At 60.0% G+C, this 18,722-nt stretch carries 19 protein-coding genes; 6 read left to right on the top strand and 13 right to left on the bottom strand.

The features are described from left to right. Positions 1-105 precede the first annotated feature (105 nt). From J7447_RS13030 to J7447_RS13000, 7 genes are all read right to left on the bottom strand, one after another. A complete protein-coding gene (locus J7447_RS13030) occupies positions 106-756 on the bottom strand; it encodes a glutathione S-transferase family protein (RefSeq protein WP_022998022.1) in 651 nt (216 codons plus the stop codon). 47 nt (positions 757-803) lie between these two features. Further along, positions 804-1,460, bottom strand: a complete 657-nt coding sequence (locus J7447_RS13025) for a ribonuclease T2 (protein WP_209169799.1) — start codon at positions 1,458-1,460, stop codon at positions 804-806. A 29-nt stretch (positions 1,461-1,489) separates the two neighbouring features. Beyond that, the gene (locus J7447_RS13020; RefSeq protein ID WP_208984223.1) at positions 1,490-1,936 is read right to left on the bottom strand and encodes a hypothetical protein; all 447 of its coding nucleotides are present in this window, start codon (positions 1,934-1,936) and stop codon (positions 1,490-1,492) included. Positions 1,937-2,033: 97 nt separating this feature from the next. Next, on the bottom strand, positions 2,034-2,882 hold the full coding sequence (gene rlmJ / locus J7447_RS13015) for a 23S rRNA (adenine(2030)-N(6))-methyltransferase RlmJ (RefSeq protein ID WP_209169798.1): 849 nt from the start codon (positions 2,880-2,882) through the stop codon (positions 2,034-2,036). Then, positions 2,879-3,406, bottom strand: a complete 528-nt coding sequence (locus J7447_RS13010; RefSeq protein ID WP_022998018.1) for a GNAT family N-acetyltransferase — start codon at positions 3,404-3,406, stop codon at positions 2,879-2,881. Before J7447_RS13010 ends, rlmJ begins: the two co-directional genes overlap by 4 nt. Positions 3,407-3,642: 236 nt before the next feature. After that, the gene (locus J7447_RS31300) at positions 3,643-4,482 is read right to left on the bottom strand and encodes a cold-shock protein (RefSeq protein ID WP_022998017.1); all 840 of its coding nucleotides are present in this window, start codon (positions 4,480-4,482) and stop codon (positions 3,643-3,645) included. A gap of 214 nt (positions 4,483-4,696) precedes the next feature. Beyond that, a complete protein-coding gene (locus tag J7447_RS13000) occupies positions 4,697-5,794 on the bottom strand; it encodes a DUF1176 domain-containing protein (protein WP_022998016.1) in 1,098 nt (365 codons plus the stop codon). Positions 5,795-5,963: 169 nt separating this feature from the next. Here J7447_RS13000 and J7447_RS12995 point away from each other — a divergent pair, with 169 nt between their 5' ends. Beyond that, a complete protein-coding gene (locus tag J7447_RS12995) occupies positions 5,964-6,653 on the top strand; it encodes an MBL fold metallo-hydrolase (RefSeq protein WP_031268222.1) in 690 nt (229 codons plus the stop codon). A gap of 131 nt (positions 6,654-6,784) precedes the next feature. Here the strand turns inward: J7447_RS12995 and J7447_RS12990 are convergent, their stop codons facing one another. Together J7447_RS12990 and J7447_RS12985 are read right to left on the bottom strand one after the other, a co-directional pair. After that, positions 6,785-7,789 (bottom strand): DUF1402 family protein, encoded by a 1,005-nt coding sequence (locus J7447_RS12990; protein ID WP_209169797.1) that lies wholly within the window; start codon positions 7,787-7,789, stop codon positions 6,785-6,787. Positions 7,790-8,013: 224 nt separating this feature from the next. After that, positions 8,014-8,403, bottom strand: coding sequence for a DUF6665 family protein (locus J7447_RS12985; protein WP_209169796.1), 390 nt, complete (start codon positions 8,401-8,403; stop codon positions 8,014-8,016). A 183-nt stretch (positions 8,404-8,586) separates the two neighbouring features. On the opposite strand from J7447_RS12985, the gene J7447_RS12980 reads away from it, so the two are divergent. After that, positions 8,587-10,734 (top strand): bifunctional diguanylate cyclase/phosphodiesterase, encoded by a 2,148-nt coding sequence (locus tag J7447_RS12980; RefSeq protein WP_168692390.1) that lies wholly within the window; start codon positions 8,587-8,589, stop codon positions 10,732-10,734. 59 nt (positions 10,735-10,793) lie between these two features. Here the strand turns inward: J7447_RS12980 and J7447_RS12975 are convergent, their stop codons facing one another. Together J7447_RS12975 and J7447_RS12970 are read right to left on the bottom strand one after the other, a co-directional pair. After that, a complete protein-coding gene (locus J7447_RS12975; RefSeq protein WP_209169795.1) occupies positions 10,794-12,119 on the bottom strand; it encodes an MFS transporter in 1,326 nt (441 codons plus the stop codon). Then, the gene (locus J7447_RS12970; protein ID WP_055655778.1) at positions 12,116-12,679 is read right to left on the bottom strand and encodes a chalcone isomerase family protein; all 564 of its coding nucleotides are present in this window, start codon (positions 12,677-12,679) and stop codon (positions 12,116-12,118) included. Before J7447_RS12970 ends, J7447_RS12975 begins: the two co-directional genes overlap by 4 nt. 430 nt (positions 12,680-13,109) lie before the next feature. On the opposite strand from J7447_RS12970, the gene clpS reads away from it, so the two are divergent. The 3 genes from clpS to J7447_RS12955 all read left to right on the top strand — a co-directional run bounded on the left by clpS (position 13,110) and on the right by J7447_RS12955 (position 15,851). Continuing rightward, a complete protein-coding gene (gene clpS / locus J7447_RS12965; RefSeq protein ID WP_022998009.1) occupies positions 13,110-13,412 on the top strand; it encodes an ATP-dependent Clp protease adapter ClpS in 303 nt (100 codons plus the stop codon). Positions 13,413-13,698: 286 nt separating this feature from the next. Beyond that, the gene (locus J7447_RS12960) at positions 13,699-14,703 is read left to right on the top strand and encodes an NAD-dependent epimerase/dehydratase family protein (protein ID WP_209169794.1); all 1,005 of its coding nucleotides are present in this window, start codon (positions 13,699-13,701) and stop codon (positions 14,701-14,703) included. Then, complete coding sequence (locus J7447_RS12955) at positions 14,703-15,851, top strand: aminotransferase class V-fold PLP-dependent enzyme (protein ID WP_209169793.1); 1,149 nt, start codon at positions 14,703-14,705, stop codon at positions 15,849-15,851. Before J7447_RS12960 ends, J7447_RS12955 begins: the two co-directional genes overlap by 1 nt. A gap of 9 nt (positions 15,852-15,860) precedes the next feature. Here J7447_RS12955 and J7447_RS12950 read toward each other — a convergent pair whose 3' ends face one another. Both J7447_RS12950 and J7447_RS12945 read right to left on the bottom strand, forming a co-directional pair. After that, the gene (locus J7447_RS12950; RefSeq protein WP_209169792.1) at positions 15,861-16,463 is read right to left on the bottom strand and encodes a sugar transferase; all 603 of its coding nucleotides are present in this window, start codon (positions 16,461-16,463) and stop codon (positions 15,861-15,863) included. A gap of 175 nt (positions 16,464-16,638) precedes the next feature. After that, complete coding sequence (locus tag J7447_RS12945; protein WP_022998005.1) at positions 16,639-18,120, bottom strand: hypothetical protein; 1,482 nt, start codon at positions 18,118-18,120, stop codon at positions 16,639-16,641. Positions 18,121-18,387: 267 nt separating this feature from the next. On the opposite strand from J7447_RS12945, the gene J7447_RS12940 reads away from it, so the two are divergent. Beyond that, complete coding sequence (locus J7447_RS12940) at positions 18,388-18,678, top strand: hypothetical protein (protein WP_022998004.1); 291 nt, start codon at positions 18,388-18,390, stop codon at positions 18,676-18,678. The last annotated feature ends 44 nt before the right edge of the window (positions 18,679-18,722 follow it).

Raw genomic sequence — 18,722 nt, 5'->3', positions numbered from 1 at the left:
AATTGGCGTGCTTGCAGAGCAGGGGCACTGAACCTCCCTCCGAACAAAAAAAGCCGGCCCTGCATCACCAGGGCCGGCTGATAGCATGTTGCTGCAGGCAGGCGATTACTGCAGCAGGGCCGGGGCGTTGTCCGGAACGGGGGCAGGCGGCACCTTGGTGTCGGTGAAGGCGGGGACGGCTGCTTCAAAGGCGTCCAGCCAGGCCACAAGTTTCGGATGGGTCTGCCGCCATTCACCGGCAAAACGGATATCCAGATAGCCGAGGGCGCAGGCGAGCGTCAGGGAGCCGGCATTGACGTCTGCAGCGGTTGCCGGAACAGGTGGCGTGTTGTCTTCAAAGTGCTTCAGGCCACGGTCCATCTTGGCTGCCTGATAGGCGTCCCAGGCCGGGTCGCGGTACTTCGGTTCCTTGAAGCGCTTCTCGTAGACCCGAAGGATGGCCGCATCCATGATGCCGTCCGCCAGTGTCTGGTCGCGCAGGACCGGAAACCGGGCTTCGCCTTCCGGAAACAGCTTGCCGCCGCCCGCCAGGAAGTCGAGGTATTCCAGAATGACGGAGCTGTCGTAGAGAACATCACCGTTTTCCAGGACCAGTGCCGGGATCTTGCCGAGGGGGTTCTGGCTGCGCAGGCTGTCAGAGGGGTCGGCGGTATTGGCGTCTTCGATCTCGACCTTGCCCTTGAGGCCGAGAATGGACAGGGCGAGCTTCACCTTGCGGCCGAAAGGCGAAGGGGGAGACGAGCGAAGTTTCATCATGGGTCCGAACTCCTGAAAGAAGAAGGCGGTTGGGGTGTCTAAGACGGTTAGCGTGCGCCGGGGGGAGGCACGGACAGGCTGCCGGCGCGGCAGCCGGATCTGTCGACCTCGCGGCAGGCACGGAATTCCAGATCCCGCGTGAGGCAGATGCGGACTTCCTCAAGTTCGCCCCGGTCGCAGGTGACGGCAAGCCCGTCCTCCTTGAGGCCCGGATTGGCAAGCCGGAAGGCTTTCTCAACGGTATCGGGTGCTGCCTTGCCGCGCTTGTCGAGTGTGCGGAAGGCCCCGGGGATCGTGATCTTGTCGAAAGCCTCGCGGGTGAGATCGAAGTAGTCTTCCGGCGTCAGGCCGGAGCAGGTGCCATGCTTGCGCCACTCGTGGAAGACGAGATTGTGGCTCGGCATGATATCTTCCATCGAAACGGCGATTTGCCGGTCGATGCGCTTCGGTGCGTCTGGGCAGCTTTCCGGGAAGCCACGCTCGTATTGGGGCCACAGGCCATGCACGACGAAGCGAAAGGGCTTGGAGACATCACATTGATGCGGATTGGCATCCGCGCCCTGTTGCTTGCAGTAGGTCGGCGACCAGGACAGGGCGAGGACATAAAAATCGAATTTTCCGGACTGATCAGCAGAAGCTGGCAGGCTCAGAAGTCCCGCCAGAAGGCAGGCGGACAGTCTTCCGATATGGCCGAGCAGCGCCATGGATCAACCTTCTTGGGGAAGCCGTGGCCTTAGTGCGGGCGCGCCGTGCTGCAATGGTCGCCGTAGACCCGCCACTTGTCCAGAGGCGCGAGGCAGGCTTCCACATTCCAGCTGAGCCCGACGAAACCGGCGTGCTCTTCCACCATGTAGTGGACGGACTGAATGGTGCCGTCCGACAGGCTGGCCGTGCCCTTGCAGTAGCGGCGCTCGATCGGGCTGACGTCATTGCCGCTGTTGTTGACTTCACTGATGCCGTCGATGCTCAAGATCGTGCGGCCGCCGTAATAGTCCTTGCGAGCCCGGGCGACGGTGCCTGCGACGGCACTTTGAACGGATGCGGCCGTGCAATCCGGCAAGCGCTTGTCACTGCCAAACGAGAAGTAGACACGGTCGTCATTCGCGGCAGCCGGTGCAGCCAAGCTTGCGCAAAAGGCCAAGGCTGACAGGGTCAAGCAGACGGATCGGGCAATACTCACGGCATAAACTCCGGAAATCAAACTGTGTAGGAGACGATGGGGGAGCCGGGTCGGAAGGTCAAGGTTCGATCCCGGTAAAAGTGTCACTGTAGGGGCTTTATTCGCCGATCAGCTGCGTTACGTTCCAGCTGGTGCCGGGTCCCTGGTGCAGGACGTCGCACAACCAGGGCAGAACCAGACGCATTTCCTCCGCAAGCGTGAAAGGGGCGTTGATCAGTGTCATGCCCGAACCGAGCATTCTGGTGTCCGGGCCGCTCTTGCCAACGTTGAGGTCGAGGCTCAGTACGTCGCGCAGGCCAGCTTCGTCGAAGTCGCCATGCATGCGCCGGATCGCTCTGACATCCTTCATCGGATACCAGAGTGCATAGGTGCCGCCTGGCCATTTTCTGTAGGCCTTCACCACGGCGTCGGTCATGCGGGAGAATTCGTCCGTCACCTCGAAGGCGGGGTCGATCAGCACAAGACCGCGTTTCTCCTTGGGGGGCAGAAAGCTTCCCATCGCAAGCCAGCCGTCCAGGTGGATGGTCTTGACCTGATGGTCACCTGCGAACCGCTCCGCGAGCGTCTTGTAATCCGCCGGGTGGAGTTCCGTCAGCGTCAGGCGGTCCTGCTTGCGCATCAGCTGCCGTGCGACCATGGGCGAGCCGGGATAAACCTTCAGCGCGTCGCCGTCGTTGAGCGCGCGCACTGCCGTCAGCCACGGAGCAAGCAATTCGGCTATCTGAGGCGGAATATCGGCCTCAAGCACCTTGCCGATGCCCAGTTGCCATTCACCTGTCTTCTGCATCTCCTGCGAATTGAGATCGTAAAGACCGATGCCCGCGTGGGTGTCGAGGATGCGGAAGGCTTTGTCCTTGCGCTGGAAATAGGCGATCAGGCGGGCCAGCACGACATGTTTCAGGACGTCGCCGATGTTTCCCGCATGATAGGCATGGCGGTAGTTCATTCGGACTGGTTCCCGGAGGCAGGTTCAGCATCGCGCTTGAAGAAGATGACTGCCTTGTCGCCGTGGTCTGCCTTGCCGATTTCCGAGAAACCGAGACGGCTGTGGAACCGTATCGAGCCCGGGTTGGCGGGGCGTTCGTTGACTTCGCAGACGAAAACACGACCACTGCCGGCAAAACGTTCAAACAGCGCGCCGTAAAGGGCGTCGCCGATCTTCTTGCCCCGAAGGCTCTCGTCGACGCAGATCCGGTCGGTGTAGGCAAAATTTGAAACGCGTTCGCTCAGCCATTGATAATTGCGGCTGTCATAGCCTGCGCCGTCGCCCAGGCACAGCAGGAAACCGGCAGGCGTGTCGTCCACGACTGCAACAAGACAGACAAGGGCGGAATTGACAAGATCAAGCAGTTCTTCGGCTGTCAGTTCGTTGACGGCCGGAACAGCAGCATTGTTCAGCGGAAGCAACGCGCCGAGGTCGCCCGGCAGGAACGGTCGGATGGTCAGGGTATCGGATGAAACGGCAAGCATGGGGCACCACGGTGGATTTCGGACCCGCCTTATAGGGGCTTCGGCAGGAAGTGGAAAGATGTCCGCTGGATCCGTTGATTGCAGCTACTGCAGGGGATCAAGGGAAACCGGCACGGCTCCAAGTCAGGTCGGGGGAGGCGGTGCCGGCATTGTCGGTAAAAAGAATGTGGGCGCAGCAAGGCTGCGCCCACTTGCTTCATGCTCTCAAGCCTCTGTGTGGCAGGGGCTAGGGGAGCTTATTCTTCGGCAGGTCCGCCGTCGTCTTCCTGCGGTGCGTCGCCTTCTTCAAGCGCCTGCAGGTTGACCGCTTTGGGGCCCTTGCCACGACGATCCGGTTCGGTCTCGAAGGACACCCGCTGTCCGCTGTCCAGGCCGGCAAAACCGGACCGCTCGACCGCGGAAATGTGCACGAACACATCCGCATCGCCTTCGTCCGGAGTGATGAAGCCAAAACCCTTGTCGTTCTTGAAGAACTTCACGGTGCCAGACTGACGCGGGCCACGCTCGACCGGGGGCATGTCGCGCCGCGGGCGCTGCTGACGGAAGCCGTCGCCTTCGCCGCCTTCGCGCGGGCCGCCGCCATATCCGCCGCGTCCGCCACCGCCGTAACCGCCTTCACGGCCACCGCCGCCACCGTATCCGCCACGGCCACCGCCGCCGCCGCCATAACCGCCGCCATCGCGACCACCGCCGCCATAACCGCCGCCTTCGCGTCCGCCGCCGCCATAGCCGCCGCCTTCACGTCCGCCGCCGCCGTAGCCACCACGGCCACCGCCGCCGCCGTAACCGCCACCGCCTTCGCGGTCGCCGCCACCGCCGTAGCCACCACGGCCACCACCGCCGCCGTAACCGCCCCGGCCGCCGCCATAGCCGCCTTCTTTATTGTCGTCGCGGCCGTAGCCGCCACCAAAATCATTGTCGCGTCCGCCGCGGTAGCCGCCATCCCGGCCGCCGCCATAGAAGTCTCCACCGAACTCGCTTCCGCCAAAATCACTGCCGAAGTCTTGCGGACCGCCAAACTCGCGCTTGCCGCCGCGCCGACCACGCGACCGCCGGTCCGAATCACCATCGTGCATTACCGAATCACCTTAATTGTTGCGCCCTTTCGGCACATAACGACCAACCTCACCCGCCTTCACAGTCGAGTCACCACACTCAGGCGCACTCCGTGCGTCTGATCAACATTCTGGGATCGGGTTGAAACAATCTTGCCACATCCCTCTCCAGCCGCTGCGTTATCATCATAAGGGCGGGACAGGGAAAATCGCAAGAAAATCCTTGGTGCAGGCGCTAATTGGAAGCGTTTTTCGGAGGCCAGGTACTTGACCAATTGGACAAGTCAGGTTCCGTACCGTCACATGTTTTCCTGGCCGCTTCTTCCAGCAGCACCAGGCCGGTGCCGTTCCATACCCATCGGTTCCACAGGCCGCATTCGCCAACTCCTGAACCCTTGAAGTAACTTACGAGCTGTTGATCGGCCGGAATCCATCTTGCGTTGTAGATGAGATCCGTTGCGACCGGACCCTTTTCCGACATGCGGGCGACATGCACCTGACGGGCCGCGCCGTCCTTGCCGGAAAGGACAGCTACATAGGGGCTGTTGTAGGCGGTTGGAGCCCCGCACGGGATGATGTAGAGCGCGGCGCTATCGGCAAGCGGCACCCGAACGGCGTTCAGGCTGGCGAAGATGGTCGGGTCGATTTCAGAGCACAGGCGGTTGGCAGACCAGACGGCAGCCACTTCCGGCGGGAGCTGGTCGGCGCTCATCAGCGGAATGGCGTGCGGGGCGTCCCTCGCAGGATCGGTGCCGGGGGAGACGATGGCTGCAACGGTGCCGGTGCGGTCCTGGCGATTGTCGAGCCACAACAGACTGGATTTGAGGCCGAGGAGGGGGACGGGTACCGCGACCGGGTCGGTTCCGGTGGTCGCAGGTACGCTGATGGTGAGTTCCTTGCCCTTGCGCATGGCGTCAAGCAGCGTCGTTGTCGCCGGGCCTGTCGGATACCAGAAGCCTTCTCCACCGAGCGGACGGAAGCCGGCTGGCGGATTGACAGCCGGCTGCATCTCACGCAGCTGTTCGATCGGCAGCGCCTCGATCGGAGCGCCGTCGACCTCGAACTTCAAGGTGCCGTCCTTGGGCAGCTCGGTGTTGGTGGTTACACGGACAAGAGGCTGGGCCTCCGCCTGCCAGTCGCGGACGATGCGCACATCGACCCAGACCGACTGGCTGCGGGTGAACGAGGAGGCAAAGCACACGCCGGTATTGCCGCAATCGACCGTCCAGCTTTCGAAGCTGGGCGTCGTCCGGCCAGGCTGCGCCATTGTGCTCGAAGCGCCCAAAAGCGCTGCGGCAACAGTCATCAGCAATGTCAACAGTCGTGGCGTCATCAGCTCCGGCTATCCGAATGTGCTTGGCGTCTTCCAACAGGTCCATACATCTTGTACGAAATGCACGCGGCCAGGTGAAGCCGCGATTGACCAGAAACACGACACCGGATGGTGTTGTCCCGTATTTGTTACAATGGGCCGTGCGAGGCCGCTGTTGAAGGAGGCTACCATGGCGCAGGACACGACGAACTCCGGTGGGGATGAAAATCCGGAAGACGGCATGCCGCCAATCCAGGTGATGGTGATTGCCGTTACGCCGTTTCAGCAGAACTGTTCGCTCATCTGGGACCCTTCATCCATGCGCGGAACGGTGGTTGATCCGGGCGGCGATGTCGACAAGATCCTGGCAGCGGTGAACAAGCAGGGCGTGAATGTCGAAAAGATCGTTCTCACGCACGGTCATATCGATCACGTTGGCGGTGCGGCCGACCTGGCCGAAGCGCTGAAGGTGCCGGTGGAGGGGCCGCACGAAGCCGATCAGATGCTGATCGACAGGGTGGCCGACCAGGCGGTGCAATTCGGCGTGGAAGGCGTCAAGCCCGTGATGCCGGATCGCTGGATGGTCGAAGGCGACCAGGTGGAAATCGCCGGGCGGATGTTCGATGTTCTGCATTGCCCGGGCCATTCACCCGGCCACCTGGTGTTCTTCGACAAGGAACTGCGTTTCGCGATTTCCGGCGATGTTCTGTTTGCCGGCTCCATCGGCCGCACGGATCTGCCCGGTGGCGATCATGCGACCCTGATCAAGTCGATCCGCGAAAAGCTGCTGCCGCTTGGTGACGATGTCGCCTTTCTTCCAGGTCACGGCCAGGCCTCGACGATCGGCCATGAGCGTGAGACCAATCCGTTCCTGACTTGAGGTGCGGTGATGCCTTGATCCGCCGAGGGACTGCCCGCTTCGGGCAGCCCTCGGCGGGTCGAAACACTAGTAGCCTGGCGTCGTTAGGGGTTCGGCTGTGCTGTAAGGGCGAAGGCTGGCGACTTTACCTGTCAGAGCAGGGCTCTCAGATCGTCGATGCGATCATTGACCAGCCAGCCGTAGTAGTTTTCCTGCGGCCAGCTTTGGCCGCTGCGGCGGTATTTCGCAGCCCGGCCCCAGGGATCGCCGAGATTGTAGAGCGTCGCGGTCAGGCCAGGGTTTTTCGAAATATCCACCTTGCCGACGGATTTATAGGCGGCAATGGAGTCCTGGATGATCGCGGCCATGTAGTGCAGCGAGATGTTCGGGTCCATTGTGGCCTTGTAGACCGCCTCTGAATCGGCTGCCGTCAGCTTGCGGAAGTTGCTTTGCTTGGCAACCCGGTCGGTCATCTTGAGGACCGTAAGCGGGCTCAGCTGGCCAAGGCCGAAGCTCTGGCCGGAATAGAGCGGCTGGAAGAACGCTTCGTTGAAGTTCTTTTTCGGGTAACGGACGCCGTCAACCGAACGGCCGCGAAACTTGCTGTTCCAGACGTTCTCGTAACAGGACCAGCGGCGGTCCGAACTTTTCTGAACATGGTCCTTGCGGCAGCGATCGAACTGCGGACGTTCGACGAACTTGTCGACGTGCTCTCCGTTCAGCTCGAAGTCGAAGCGGATGCCGGCATAGGCGAGAGCCTTGACGTAGTAGGACTGGGCGCTGTCGAGCGTGTCGTAGTTGTAGGTGTGTTCGCCGACGATGGCGCCGATGATGTGGATCGGGTCGATGCCGTAGCGGGCGGAGACGCGCTTGATGGACCCCATCAGGCGGCGATCACGCTTCAATACGGCCAGAACCTTGTCGAACTTGGCATCGTAGGATGATTTGGAGGCGGCGGTACGGCGCGAAGAGGCGAAGGGGATCTTCGGCTGGCTCTTGAACCGGTTGCCTTCCGGCACCACCCGCACGGATTGGGCTTGCACGGTCGTACTTGTCGCAAGAGGCAGCGCCAAAGGAGCCAGGAGCAGGCCAAAAACCAGACATCCAGTCACCAGTCTGGAAATTCGGCCGAGATGACGGGTCTTCCTGCACACCATAATTTTTCTGCGCCTGGCTTTATCTTGTGTTTCTCGCCGACCAAATGCGGTCGTGCCGGCGAGCTCCAGTTGGTTCACATAGCTCGCTGGATGCGACTGTAAATAACTCATCTTGCAAAAAGCCCCCAGAAAAAACCACCGCAGCCGCGAAGATGCAACCGGTTCCTGTCTCTAGGGCAGGGACATCAACAAAGAAGTGATACCGGTCACAGCCCGGTGGATTGTCAGGAGCCGGGTGCCGAACGAAAGGCCGCGGCAGGCCCCATGCGCAGGCGGACAGCCTTTGGAACGTCCAGGAAATCGTAGAAGGCCCGGTGCTGACGCAAGCCGCATAACTCGCGCTGGATGGTGACATGCCAGAGCGCTTCACCGGCTTCGGCAAGCCGGTTTTGCAGGGTTTCGCTATCTGTTTCGGAACCGTCTTCCGCCGATTTCAGATCGGCGAGAGCCGTCTCCAGCTTTTTGGTAAGCCGCGAAAGCGTGGATGCCTTCTCGTTGAGAATCTCGTTCTCGAGCGCTGCCGAGAGCGGATCCTTGTCGGCAGGTCTGGTCAGTTGAGGTGGGCGTACGGTCATGACGTCGGAAACTGTTGCGGCAATCTCACGCAGGGTCACACGACGGCTCCTTTCAAGGCAAGCCTTTTTCCGCAAGAGCCGACGTCGATTGAAACGCGGTGAGGCTCGGCCTCGGGAGGGGCCGGAGGGTCGATCTGTTTCTCGGGAATTAGTCAATTCAACCGTAACTTTTAGGTGCTACCTACCCGATTATCTACGCATTTATACGGATCATTCCCGACCATGTTCAATGTGCTTGGCTGCATCTTCTATCAGCACAACATCGCGCTTGTGGGGCTCGCAGCTCTCGTTTGTCTGTTTGGATCGGCCGTTACCCTGCGGCTGTTGCGGCGTTGTGTGCGTGCGCAAGGCACACAGCGTCTCGGGTGGCAGTTTCTGGCCGCCGTTGCCGGTGGCGGCGGTGTCTGGACCACGCATTTCGTTGCAATGCTGGCGTACGAGCCGACTGCTCCGGTCTCGTTTGATCCGGCCCTGACACTCATTTCGCTTGTGATCGCGATTGTCGGGCTGTTTGTCAGTTTCGTGGTCAGCGGCCTCGGTAGCGGAAAGATCCTGACCGGCATGGGTGGGGCTCTCGTCGGAATTTCATTTGCGGCCATGCATTACACCGGGATGTTCGCCTACCGGATCACAGGGCTCGTCGAGTGGGACTTCGGCTACATCGTCGCGTCCGTCCTTTTGTCTGTGGCCCTGTCCGCTGCCGCGATCACCTTGATCTGGCGCACCTACCTGGGCTCTCGTCGGTATTGGGTAGCCGTTGCCCTGATGGTGACCGGGATCGTAAGCCTGCATTTCACCGGCATGACCGCGTTGCGGATCATCCCGATGTCGCAGAATTTCACGGAGGTCGATAACGGTGCTGCCCTTGCCCTTGCGTTGGCAATTGCCGTTGTTGCCCTGCTGGTTGTCGGCACCGGGCTGACGAGCTTCCTGATCGACAACAATGTGCGAGCCATATCCAGGCGGCAACTGCACCATGTTGCCGCTCATGACGCACTCACGGGCTTGCCGAACCGCACGAGCTTCCAGAGACAGCTCGCCGGAAATCTCGATGGGTATTTGAACCCCGGCAAGAAGCTGGCGGTGATCGGGATCGACCTGAACCGCTTCAAGGAAATCAACGACACCTTTGGCCATGCTGCGGGTGACGAAGTTCTGCGCATCCTGGCCCGGCGCATGGAGCAGATCCTGCGCGATGATGAATTCATCGCCCGCCTCGGCGGCGACGAATTCGCAGCCATCAAGCCTTTCAGCGACAAGGATGAAATCCTGTCTTTTGCGAAACGGATAGAGAGCGTTTTCACCCGTCCGATCGAAATAGGGGCAATGGACGGCATCGTTGGCGCGAGCCTCGGGGCGGCGATCTGGCCTGACGATGCCCAGACGCCGGACGAACTGGTCAACAATGCCGACCTTGCCATGTATCACGCCAAGCATGGGTTTCTCGAAACGATCTGTTTTTACGATGCCAACATCGGTGCGACGGTTCGAAACAGGCGGCAGCTGGCAGAAGATTTGAGACGGGCGCTGGAGCGGGGCGAGCTCGAGATCCATTATCAGGTGCAGATGTCGCTGAATTCCAGCCAGGGCATCCGGGGATATGAGGCCCTGCTTCGCTGGACCCATCCCGTAATCGGCCCGATTTCACCGTCCGAGTTCATTCCCGTTGCCGAGGAAAACGGGTTGATCGCTTCCCTTGGAGCTTGGGTGCTCAACAAGGCCTGCGAGGACGCCTCGCGATGGGAACCGGCCTACCGGGTTGCCGTGAACGTTTCCGCCGTACAGTTCATGGACACCAACCTGCCACGGCTGGTGCATGAGGCCCTGGTGACGACCGGACTTTCACCACACCGCCTGGAGCTGGAGCTGACGGAAACCGCCCTTGTGAAAGACAAAGCCCGTTCGCTGCACATCATGCGCCAGATCAAGGATCTGGGCGTCGGTCTTGCGCTGGATGACTTCGGCACTGGGTATTCTTCGCTTGAAACCTTGCGGACCTTTCCCTTCGACAAGATCAAGCTCGACAGGGCGTTTGTTGGCGAAATGGAGCAGGACCGCCAGTCCAAGGCGATCGTGCGCGCCGTTCTGGCTCTCGGAAAGAGCCTGGACATTCCGGTGCTGGCTGAGGGCATTGAAACTGAAGAGCAGATGGAGATCCTGCAACAGGAAGGCTGCGACGAAGGTCAGGGCTTTCTGCTGGGGCGTCCATCGCAGGTCGATCGCCTGATCCAGCACGGCGGCCCCGTGCAAAACGAGGCGCGCAAACCGGCGGAACCAACGCGCAAGATGGCAGCATCGAAGAGTGAAACTGGAGGAGACAAAGATGGTGGCCCGGTTTCCCTGCGTTCGCCTCTTGCCGCACGCAGTTGAGGCAGGGCAGCGGTCTTGTCGTCAGGGCTGCAAGCGGCGTGTCGAGATGCCGGGACGGGTTACCCGGCGGGTTTTTCCTGTGTCAGGTCCTTTTCAAACGCGATCAGGCACAAGAGCGCGCACAGTTTGATGAGGCAGGGCACGCCCGCATAAGTGAGGCTGAGCAGAATGCCGAGTTGTGCGGTGAGGGCAGTTCCCGGCTGATACCCGAACAGGCCCAACAAAGGCAGCGTGAGGCCGGTGGCAAGGGCGAGTCCGGACTTGGACAAGAACGCCATAATTGCAAACAGGCGCGAAGCCTCCCCCTGGCGCCGGTCCGTGTCGATATGGTCGGCCAATATGGCGGGTGGCAAGGCAAGGTCAGCACCTAGCGCCAGGCCGGACAGGGCGCAGACAAACGCATAGGCTGTCAGATCTCCCTCTCCCAGAAGAGCGGCCCAGCAGAACGTGAAGATGGCGCCGGCCAGTGACATTTGCCACGCCCGCACCTTGCCGAAATGTCGGGCAAGCCGGGTCCAGAGCGGCATCGAGATGACGCCTGACAGGAAATAGACCAGCAGAAAAAGCCCTGTGTAGCTCTCGGCCCCCAGCCTGTCGCGGATGAAGAACAGCACCAGGACGGCGGGGATCGCGCTGGCAAAAATATTGAGAAACAGCAGTCCGAAAAACAGACGCCTCCAGCGGCTCCGCAACAGGGGCCACCAGCCCATTGCCGGACCAGCTGTTTGCGGGTTTTCAAGGGGTGCCGACCGCATCCATCGTAACAGCAGCCACAAGGAGACCGCCAAAAGTGGCAGATAGCCAAGCGTCACATAGAGAAATGCCGTTTCGATGCCGGTCCGTGTTGCCAGTGCGGCGGGCAGGACCGATGCAATGAGGAGACCGGCAACACCGAACCCTTCCCGTGCCGCCGTTACCGGGGTCCTGTCGGAGGCGCTGGTTTTCCAGAGACCGCCCAGTGTCTGGTAGTTGATGGTGACGACCGAATATCCTGTGGTGCAGATGAGCACGGAGGCAGCAAACCAGACAAGCGGTGCCTCCTTCCAGGGATGAAACAGCATCCAGAAGCCCACGCCAAGCAGGATTGCGCCAAGCGCCAGAACAGTCCCGCGCCACTGGTGAAACCGGTCGCTGAGGCTGCCAATGAAAGGATCCTGGATGGCGTCGAACAGGCGCAGGGCAAGAAGAATGGCGCCGAGCGTCGCCACGGGTTGCTGCAATGTAACGGCATAAAAATCCGGGGCGTGCAGGTAGATCGGCAAACCGGCAAATGCCAGGGGAAATGCCATGACCCCATAGGTCGCAAGCCCGGAAAGCGTCACGCTTCCTGTATCACCGGATTTTTTTGGCAGTGCCGTGGCGTCGTCCGACAGTCGTGTCGTCACGAACCGGACCCGACCAGTTGCGCGCGCAACTGAGGATCACGCGTGTTGTTGCCCAGCCAGATCGCGAAGAACTTCTTCGTGAATGCCGGGTCGGAGATCGTGCCGAGCTTCTGGTTGCCGAGATAGAACTCGGCCTTGCCGCTGCTGGTGCGTACACCCGTAATCGATTGTCCGGGGGAGACATTTGGAAACAGGGCTTCCATCTGGGTTTGCCACTTGGCAAGCTGAGCATCCGAGACGCCGCCCTGCCGGCGGATTTCCTTGACAGAGCTTTCAGCGATCTGCTTGCCCTTGAAGGTGCGCAGATAGGTGAGCTTCAAGGCAAAAGGGGCGGACGGGCTATAGGTGCCCTGCGGGGCATAGAGTTCCGCGTCAAACACCTTGAAGCCGAGGAAGGTCATCCGGCCCTTGCCAACCAGTTCGGCAGACGGAAGCAGCCTGGCCGCTGAACCCAGGTCGGCGAAGGCCGCGCCGGCAGGTGCTGCAACAGCGAATGCCAGGGCGAGCGCGAAAGCGAACCTGCGCCACCGGAACCCTTGTGTCTTCAAATGAGGAAACATCGAACAACCCTCCGCAGATCTTGTCGTGTACCCAGCCTGAAAGGATCTACGGGGGAACCGCGTTGCCGGATTAGTGAAAGCAACCTTCTTTCGGAAAACCGCCACAGAGGAGACGGCCTGCTTTTTATCTCGCGGCTGTCTGGCGCCAAAACCACGGCGCTATGTGCGATAAGGTCTCTTCAAGTCCTGCCTGCCGTTTTTTCTCGAAACGGTGGCAAGTTTTCCAGCTGTCATGTTTTCTTCGATTTCGCGATGCAGTATAGTAAGGGAAAGCATGGGCCTGCTGTGGACGCTGCGTCACTCAAGATGACGGCATCGGGAGCGGATCGGGTCTAGCAGCATGCAGCCGGTGAAATTCTCCGGCACAATTTCCATTTCTCAGGTGAGACCGCATCGTGCGGAACCTTAGGCGTCAGCTTGGACGATTGTCATGAGTGAGATCGATTTCAAACCGAAACTGAAGCAAAAGACGAAGGTGCAGCGGCCAAAACTTTACAAGGTGATGCTGCTGAACGACGACTATACGCCGCGGGAATTTGTCGTCCTGATCCTGAAGGCGGAGTTCCGCCTGGACGAGTCACAGGCTGAGGTCGTGATGATGACAGCGCACCAGAAGGGCATCTGTGTTGTCTCCGTCTATCCGCGTGACGTCGCCGAAACCAAGGCTACGCGCGCTATCGATGCTGCGGTTCAGCTTGGCTATCCGCTGCAGTTCACCGTTGAACCTGAGTGAAGCTGCTGCCGGCTAAATTCCTTCGTCAATTGTCATCGTCCATGCAGGCTTAGCCGCGCGCGCTCGGCCGGCAGAGACGATCTTCTTGTGTCAGGTAACTGACAAAAAAGAGCGATTTGTCGTGGGGAGACTTCCGGGGCGCAACTCGTTCTCGCCAAATATCGGCCAGGGACCCTGTGCTGCTCAGACTGCGTTCCACCCTTGCACACCCTCGTGCCGGAGGTGACTGGCACGAAATCTGCTGAATATGCAATCAAACGCTGCATATATCAGGATTTGTGCCAATATGGAACATTGTGCAAAGACAGTTGCTCCGAAACAGAACATTTCCTTTCGCAAGATCGTTGTAACCGGTGGCTTGGGTTTTATCGGGTCCAAGGTGTTCAGACGTGTTGCAAGGATGGCGAATGTCGCCGAGACGGTGATCCTGGACCGGGTCTCCTATGCGGCTGATTTTCGCCGCTTGGCACCCATCGGTGAAGCGGGAGATCTTCCCGTCATTCGCGGAGACATCCGCTCGCCGATCGATGTGGCTGCTGCGCTGTATGAATGCGACGCCGTGATCCATTTGGCGGCAGAAACCCATGTGCCGCGGTCGTTCGCAGACCCGGAACTCTTCTTTGACGTTAATGTGACGGGCACTGAAACCCTTCTGAAGGGGGCGCAGGACGCTGGCGTGAAGCATTTCATTCATGTCAGCACGGACGAAGTCTACGGTCCTGCAATGGAGGAGGTTCGCGAAACCGCTCCGATGCGGCCGACGACACCCTATGCGACATCCAAGGCCATGGCTGAGGAGGCTGTCATGATGGCTGCGCAAAATGGCCTCAGGTCAACGATCCTGAGACCGACCAATGCTGTTGGCACCGGACAGAACCCGGAAAAGCTGTTTCCGCGTTTCGTCATGCAGGCACTGAAGGGCCAGAAGCTGACGATTGAAGGCACGGGTGCCCAGGAACGCAGTTTTCTGCCCGTCAGCGATCTGGCTGCCGCCATCGGTCTGGTGCTCAACACACAGGACGAACAGGCGCTCGAGATCTTCAACGTTTCCGGGGACGAGGACTTGTCTGTGCTTGAGGTGGCGCGGCGGGTTTGCGAAATAACCGGCGTCTCCACCGGTCTTCATTTCATTCGGGATCGTGTAACCAACGATGCAGCTTACCGGATCGACGACAGCCGCCTGCGGTCTCTCGGGTACCGACAGAAGAGCTCAGTCGATCAGGAGCTGCGCGCGATCTACCGCGAAATGCGGGCCCGTGTCCGTCGCTTTGCCGACGAAGAAAGGTTCTGATGCTGAGCCTGCCGACAGAAGCTGCGCTTCCGCCGATCCGCTTTCATGCGCCGCATATTCCACCCGCAACTTACGATGCGGTGGCATCGGCGCTCAGCAGCAAACATCTGCGCTCCGGCGGGAGCTACAGCCGGAAGGCGAAGGCGCTGGTGAGCCAGCATGTTGGCCATGACCGTGTGTTCCTGACCAATTCCTGCACGTCCGCACTTGAAATTTCGGCCCTTGCGCTGGATCTGGGGCCGGAAGACGAGGTCATCGTTCCTTCGTTCACCTTCTGCGCAACCGCGACGGCCTTTGCCCGCAAGGGAGCGCGGATCGTGCTGGCCGACATTGATCCGGCAACGATGATGGTAACGCCGGAAACACTGGAGGCACGGCTGACAAGCCGGACCAAAGCTGTCGTCGTTGTGCATTATGGCGGCGCGGCAGCTCCAATGGCGGCAATCAAGGATCTGTGCGATCGGCACGGGGTCGTCATTCTGGAAGATGCGGCCCAGGCCTTCGGCGCGAAACAGGATGGCCGGGCCGTTGGGACGTGCGGTCTGTTTGCCGCCTATTCCTTCCATGAAACCAAGATCATCAGCGCCGGGCACGGCGGCGCGCTGGTGTTGAACAGCGACAATTCCCACCTGCGCGAGCGTGTTGAAGAGCTGTTGGCGCGGGGCACGAACTTTCCCGCCTTCGCAAGGGGCGAAGTCAACCACTATGAATGGACCTCGGTTTCTTCGAGCTTCGAAATGCCGGACCTGAATGCTGCCTTGCTTTACAGCCAGCTGGTGCATTCAAGAGAGATCCTTCTGAAAAGCCGCGCGATCTGGGCGTACTACGAAAAGTCTCTGCGGGAACTGCCGATCGAGATTCTGCGGCCAGGCAAGGGTACAAAGGCGAATGGCTATTCCTTTGCCTTTCTCGCAAAGGACCGGGAAACGACATACCGGATATTGCAGGGGGCTGCCCGAATGGGGCTTGGTATGCAGTCACACTACAAGCCGCTGCATCTCTCCAGCTTTGCCGGGCGGATTCTGGCGGGAAGCTGCGTTGGAGCGGAAAACACGTGGGGCCGGCTGGTGCGTCTACCGGTACACATGGACCTGAGCACGGGTGATGCAGCCCGGATCTGCGAGTTCCTGAAAGCTGAACTTGGCTGAAGCGATCAGTTACTCCCGATTTTCAGCCGAAACCGCCCGGTGCAGCAGAGTGGCCAGGGTCTTCATTGCAAGCTGCGTATGGGACATGAAACCGGCCTGTTCGAAATAAGCGGTATCGCGCGCGAGCCGTTCGGGCAGGATTTCGCGTGCATAGACATCTTCGGCGTCGTTCGCGCCTTCGATCCGGTTCAAATTGGTCAGGGCCCACAGGGTGCCCGGGCTGATCAGGCCAGGCAAGAACAACAGCGATCTTCGCATCTCATCGTCATAGTACCGGGCGACAATGCCAGGGTCTTCCGGCCTCGGCCCGAAGAACGCCATGTCACCCCGCAGGATGTTGAACAACTGAGGCAGCTCGTCGAGCTTGGTGTTCCGCAGGAAGCTGCCGATGGGGGTGATACGGTTGTCCCGCACTTCGGTGATCGCGCTTGCGTCGCTCGTGCCGGGGCGCATGGTCCGGAATTTCACCATCGCAAAGGTACCACCGCCCAGACCGGTTCGCCGGGCGATGAAAAACGGCGCCTTCCGGTCACCAAGCCAGACGAGAAGGGCGATGCCGGCCAGAACCGGCGACAGCAGGATCAACAAAATGGCGGCGAATACCTTGCTCATCAAATCGTCATTGTACGGGGATGTCGCTGAAATACGCCCGGTGTGCCCGGAAATTCTGCCGGAAACGCGGCAGGAAAACGGTCTTTGAAAAACGAGGCCCCGGACTTGGATAGCCGGGGCCTGATCTGCTCGTGTTATCTTTGGCCGGATGACAAATGCCGGACAGAGGGCTGCGTCAGTCTCGCAGCTTGACGATCTTGTCGTCGCCGCCGTTCGGGGTGTTGTCGTCCGGACCGTCGTCGTCGGATCCGTCGCCGTCAATGTCGATCGGCTCGAATTCGTTCGAAAGCGGCTCGGTAATGCCAAGCTCGGCAGCCGGATCGTAGCCTTCGGTCAGTCCGAGTTCTTCGGCCGGACCGCGGCCTTCCATTGCCATCTGATAGTTCACGATGACCGACTTCAGCTGGACGATCTGCTCGTTGGCAGTGTCGACCTGGATCTTGTAACGCTGCAGACGCTTGTTCTCTTCGATCAGGTCTTCCAGATTGTCGGCGTATTTCTGGTTCTGGTTGCGCTGATGGTTCAGGTCCGTCAGGGCCGAGTTGTAGCGCAGGTTCAGTTCACGCAGCTTGGCGGTGGTCGCCATCAGCTCGTTGCGGTCTTTTTCGTGGTTCTTCTGCGCACTGTCGAGCAGATGTTCGATTTCCTGCATGCGCTTGAGAAGATCGCGGCTGCGTTCCTTCAGCGTGGAGTTCTCGCGCGCCATCTCCTGCAGAGACTGGGCGCCGATACGGCGCTGGGACGAGAGGTTTTCGATTTCCGCGTTCAGCGCATAGACCTCGTTGTCGTGCTTGCGCTGTTCTTCCTCAAGCCGGCTTTTCGCGTAGGCCAGTTCCTGATTGGCAACATCCAGATGAGACTTGAGGTCGATGTTGTCGTTGCGGAATTCGCCGACTTCGCGCTTGACCGCTTCCAGCTCGCTGGTGACCTGGTTGTTCTTGCGGATTTCGTCTTCCAGCAGCTTGGCGCTTTCGGACAGGTTCTGCTGCAGTTCCTTTTCGCGGTGACGAACCGCTTCCAGATCCGAACCGAGGCTCTCGGCATGTTTTTCCAGCGTCTCGAACTTGGCCTTGAGGTCGTTGAGCTTGCCGGAGAGATCAGACACCTGGGAATTGGCTTCCACGAGCTTGGCGCTCTGCAGCCGGTATTCCTCGTTGACCTTCTTGTTGTTGTCGCGAATGGAGACGATGTCGTTACGGGCGGTTTCCAGCGCCGTGCGGGTCTCTGTTGCACGCTTGCGCAGGGAATGGACTTCGGCCTGGGCATCTTCCAGCTGGGTGGTGAGCGTCCGGACCTTGTGTTCGGCGTCAAGCAGGTCGGTGGAGATCTTGGCGTTTTCGGATTTCAGCCGGACCTCGGTTTCCACGGTTGTCCGGGAGCCTTCAAGGTATTCGGCCATCAGGCGGATCGACGTCTGGCTTTCCGCAGCAAACGCAGCCATCTGTTCGAAGGTCTGGTTCAGACCGCCGATGCGGGACTTGAGCCCGTCCAGATGGTTCATCTTTTCCTGCATTTTCAGGGCGAACGGGGAAAGATGCTCGATATTGCTCTTTTCAGGAGCCTGCGCGGTTTCCTGAATTTCGCTTGCCTCTTTCACGGTCTCGACCCGCTGCTCCTGGTCACCGCCGGGGCGCGAGGATTTCGAGAAAATGCCCATTCCTGTCTCCTGACTTTCCCGCCGGCGCCGCCCGGCGAAAGATACGCAAAACTTTAACTCTTTATTAACCCATAAGCGCTGGCGGTTTCAACGACTCAGGGCAAGCTGACCGCAGAATACAGTGTGAAGTGTTACCCTCAAAAGACAGATATCCCCGGCATTTTAACGGATTTGCACCTATGGTTAACAAGTGTGGCGGGTTGCAACGGGCCGCACATGCCGCAAAGACTGTTTGCGGGCCGTTCCGAAGTGGGAAGGAGAGAGGGCATGACACCCGCTTATCTGATCTTCATGACCTTCATGACGCTGGCATTTCTCCTGATGATTGCCGGCTATGTGAGCGCTCTTCTGTTCATCAAGCGTCTCAACCTTCTGGAGGAGGCTGCGTTTTCGCCGCTGAAGGGCGTTGGCATGTGGAAACGGATGTTCACGCCTGGCGGGTTTGGTGACGAGGCTGAACCCGGACGCCGACGCATCGCGCGGCTCTATTTTCTGGCGCTGGCGGCTTTCGCGATTGCCATTGTCCTGTTTTTCGTTCTGCCGGCGGTCCCCCGATAAATCCGGGCCGGGTTGTCTCAATCTTCACTGATTGCAGTTGACGT

The sequence above is a fragment of the Labrenzia sp. R5_0 genome (assembly GCF_017743835.1).
In the GTDB taxonomy this organism is placed as follows: domain Bacteria; phylum Pseudomonadota; class Alphaproteobacteria; order Rhizobiales; family Stappiaceae; genus Roseibium; species Roseibium algicola.
The sequence above is the reverse complement of the archived record's forward strand: the minus strand, read 5'-3'. Positions and strand labels throughout refer to the sequence as shown.

Excerpts from the sequence above, each read along its gene's own strand:
- J7447_RS13030 (WP_022998022.1), bottom strand. The coding sequence starts at position 756 with ATGATGAAACTTCGCTCGTCTCCCCCTTCGCCTTTCGGCCGCAAGGTG.
- J7447_RS13025 (WP_209169799.1), bottom strand. The coding sequence starts at position 1,460 with ATGGCGCTGCTCGGCCATATCGGAAGACTGTCCGCCTGCCTTCTGGCG.
- rlmJ (WP_209169798.1), bottom strand. The coding sequence starts at position 2,882 with ATGAACTACCGCCATGCCTATCATGCGGGAAACATCGGCGACGTCCTG.
- J7447_RS13010 (WP_022998018.1), bottom strand. The coding sequence starts at position 3,406 with ATGCTTGCCGTTTCATCCGATACCCTGACCATCCGACCGTTCCTGCCG.
- J7447_RS31300 (WP_022998017.1), bottom strand. The coding sequence starts at position 4,482 with ATGCACGATGGTGATTCGGACCGGCGGTCGCGTGGTCGGCGCGGCGGC.
- J7447_RS13000 (WP_022998016.1), bottom strand. The coding sequence starts at position 5,794 with ATGACGCCACGACTGTTGACATTGCTGATGACTGTTGCCGCAGCGCTT.
- J7447_RS12995 (WP_031268222.1), top strand. The coding sequence starts at position 5,964 with ATGGCGCAGGACACGACGAACTCCGGTGGGGATGAAAATCCGGAAGAC.
- J7447_RS12990 (WP_209169797.1), bottom strand. The coding sequence starts at position 7,789 with ATGGTGTGCAGGAAGACCCGTCATCTCGGCCGAATTTCCAGACTGGTG.
- J7447_RS12980 (WP_168692390.1), top strand. The coding sequence starts at position 8,587 with ATGTTCAATGTGCTTGGCTGCATCTTCTATCAGCACAACATCGCGCTT.
- J7447_RS12970 (WP_055655778.1), bottom strand. The coding sequence starts at position 12,679 with ATGTTTCCTCATTTGAAGACACAAGGGTTCCGGTGGCGCAGGTTCGCT.
- clpS (WP_022998009.1), top strand. The coding sequence starts at position 13,110 with ATGAGTGAGATCGATTTCAAACCGAAACTGAAGCAAAAGACGAAGGTG.
- J7447_RS12960 (WP_209169794.1), top strand. The coding sequence starts at position 13,699 with ATGGAACATTGTGCAAAGACAGTTGCTCCGAAACAGAACATTTCCTTT.
- J7447_RS12955 (WP_209169793.1), top strand. The coding sequence starts at position 14,703 with ATGCTGAGCCTGCCGACAGAAGCTGCGCTTCCGCCGATCCGCTTTCAT.
- J7447_RS12950 (WP_209169792.1), bottom strand. The coding sequence starts at position 16,463 with ATGAGCAAGGTATTCGCCGCCATTTTGTTGATCCTGCTGTCGCCGGTT.
- J7447_RS12945 (WP_022998005.1), bottom strand. The coding sequence starts at position 18,120 with ATGGGCATTTTCTCGAAATCCTCGCGCCCCGGCGGTGACCAGGAGCAG.
- J7447_RS12940 (WP_022998004.1), top strand. The coding sequence starts at position 18,388 with ATGACACCCGCTTATCTGATCTTCATGACCTTCATGACGCTGGCATTT.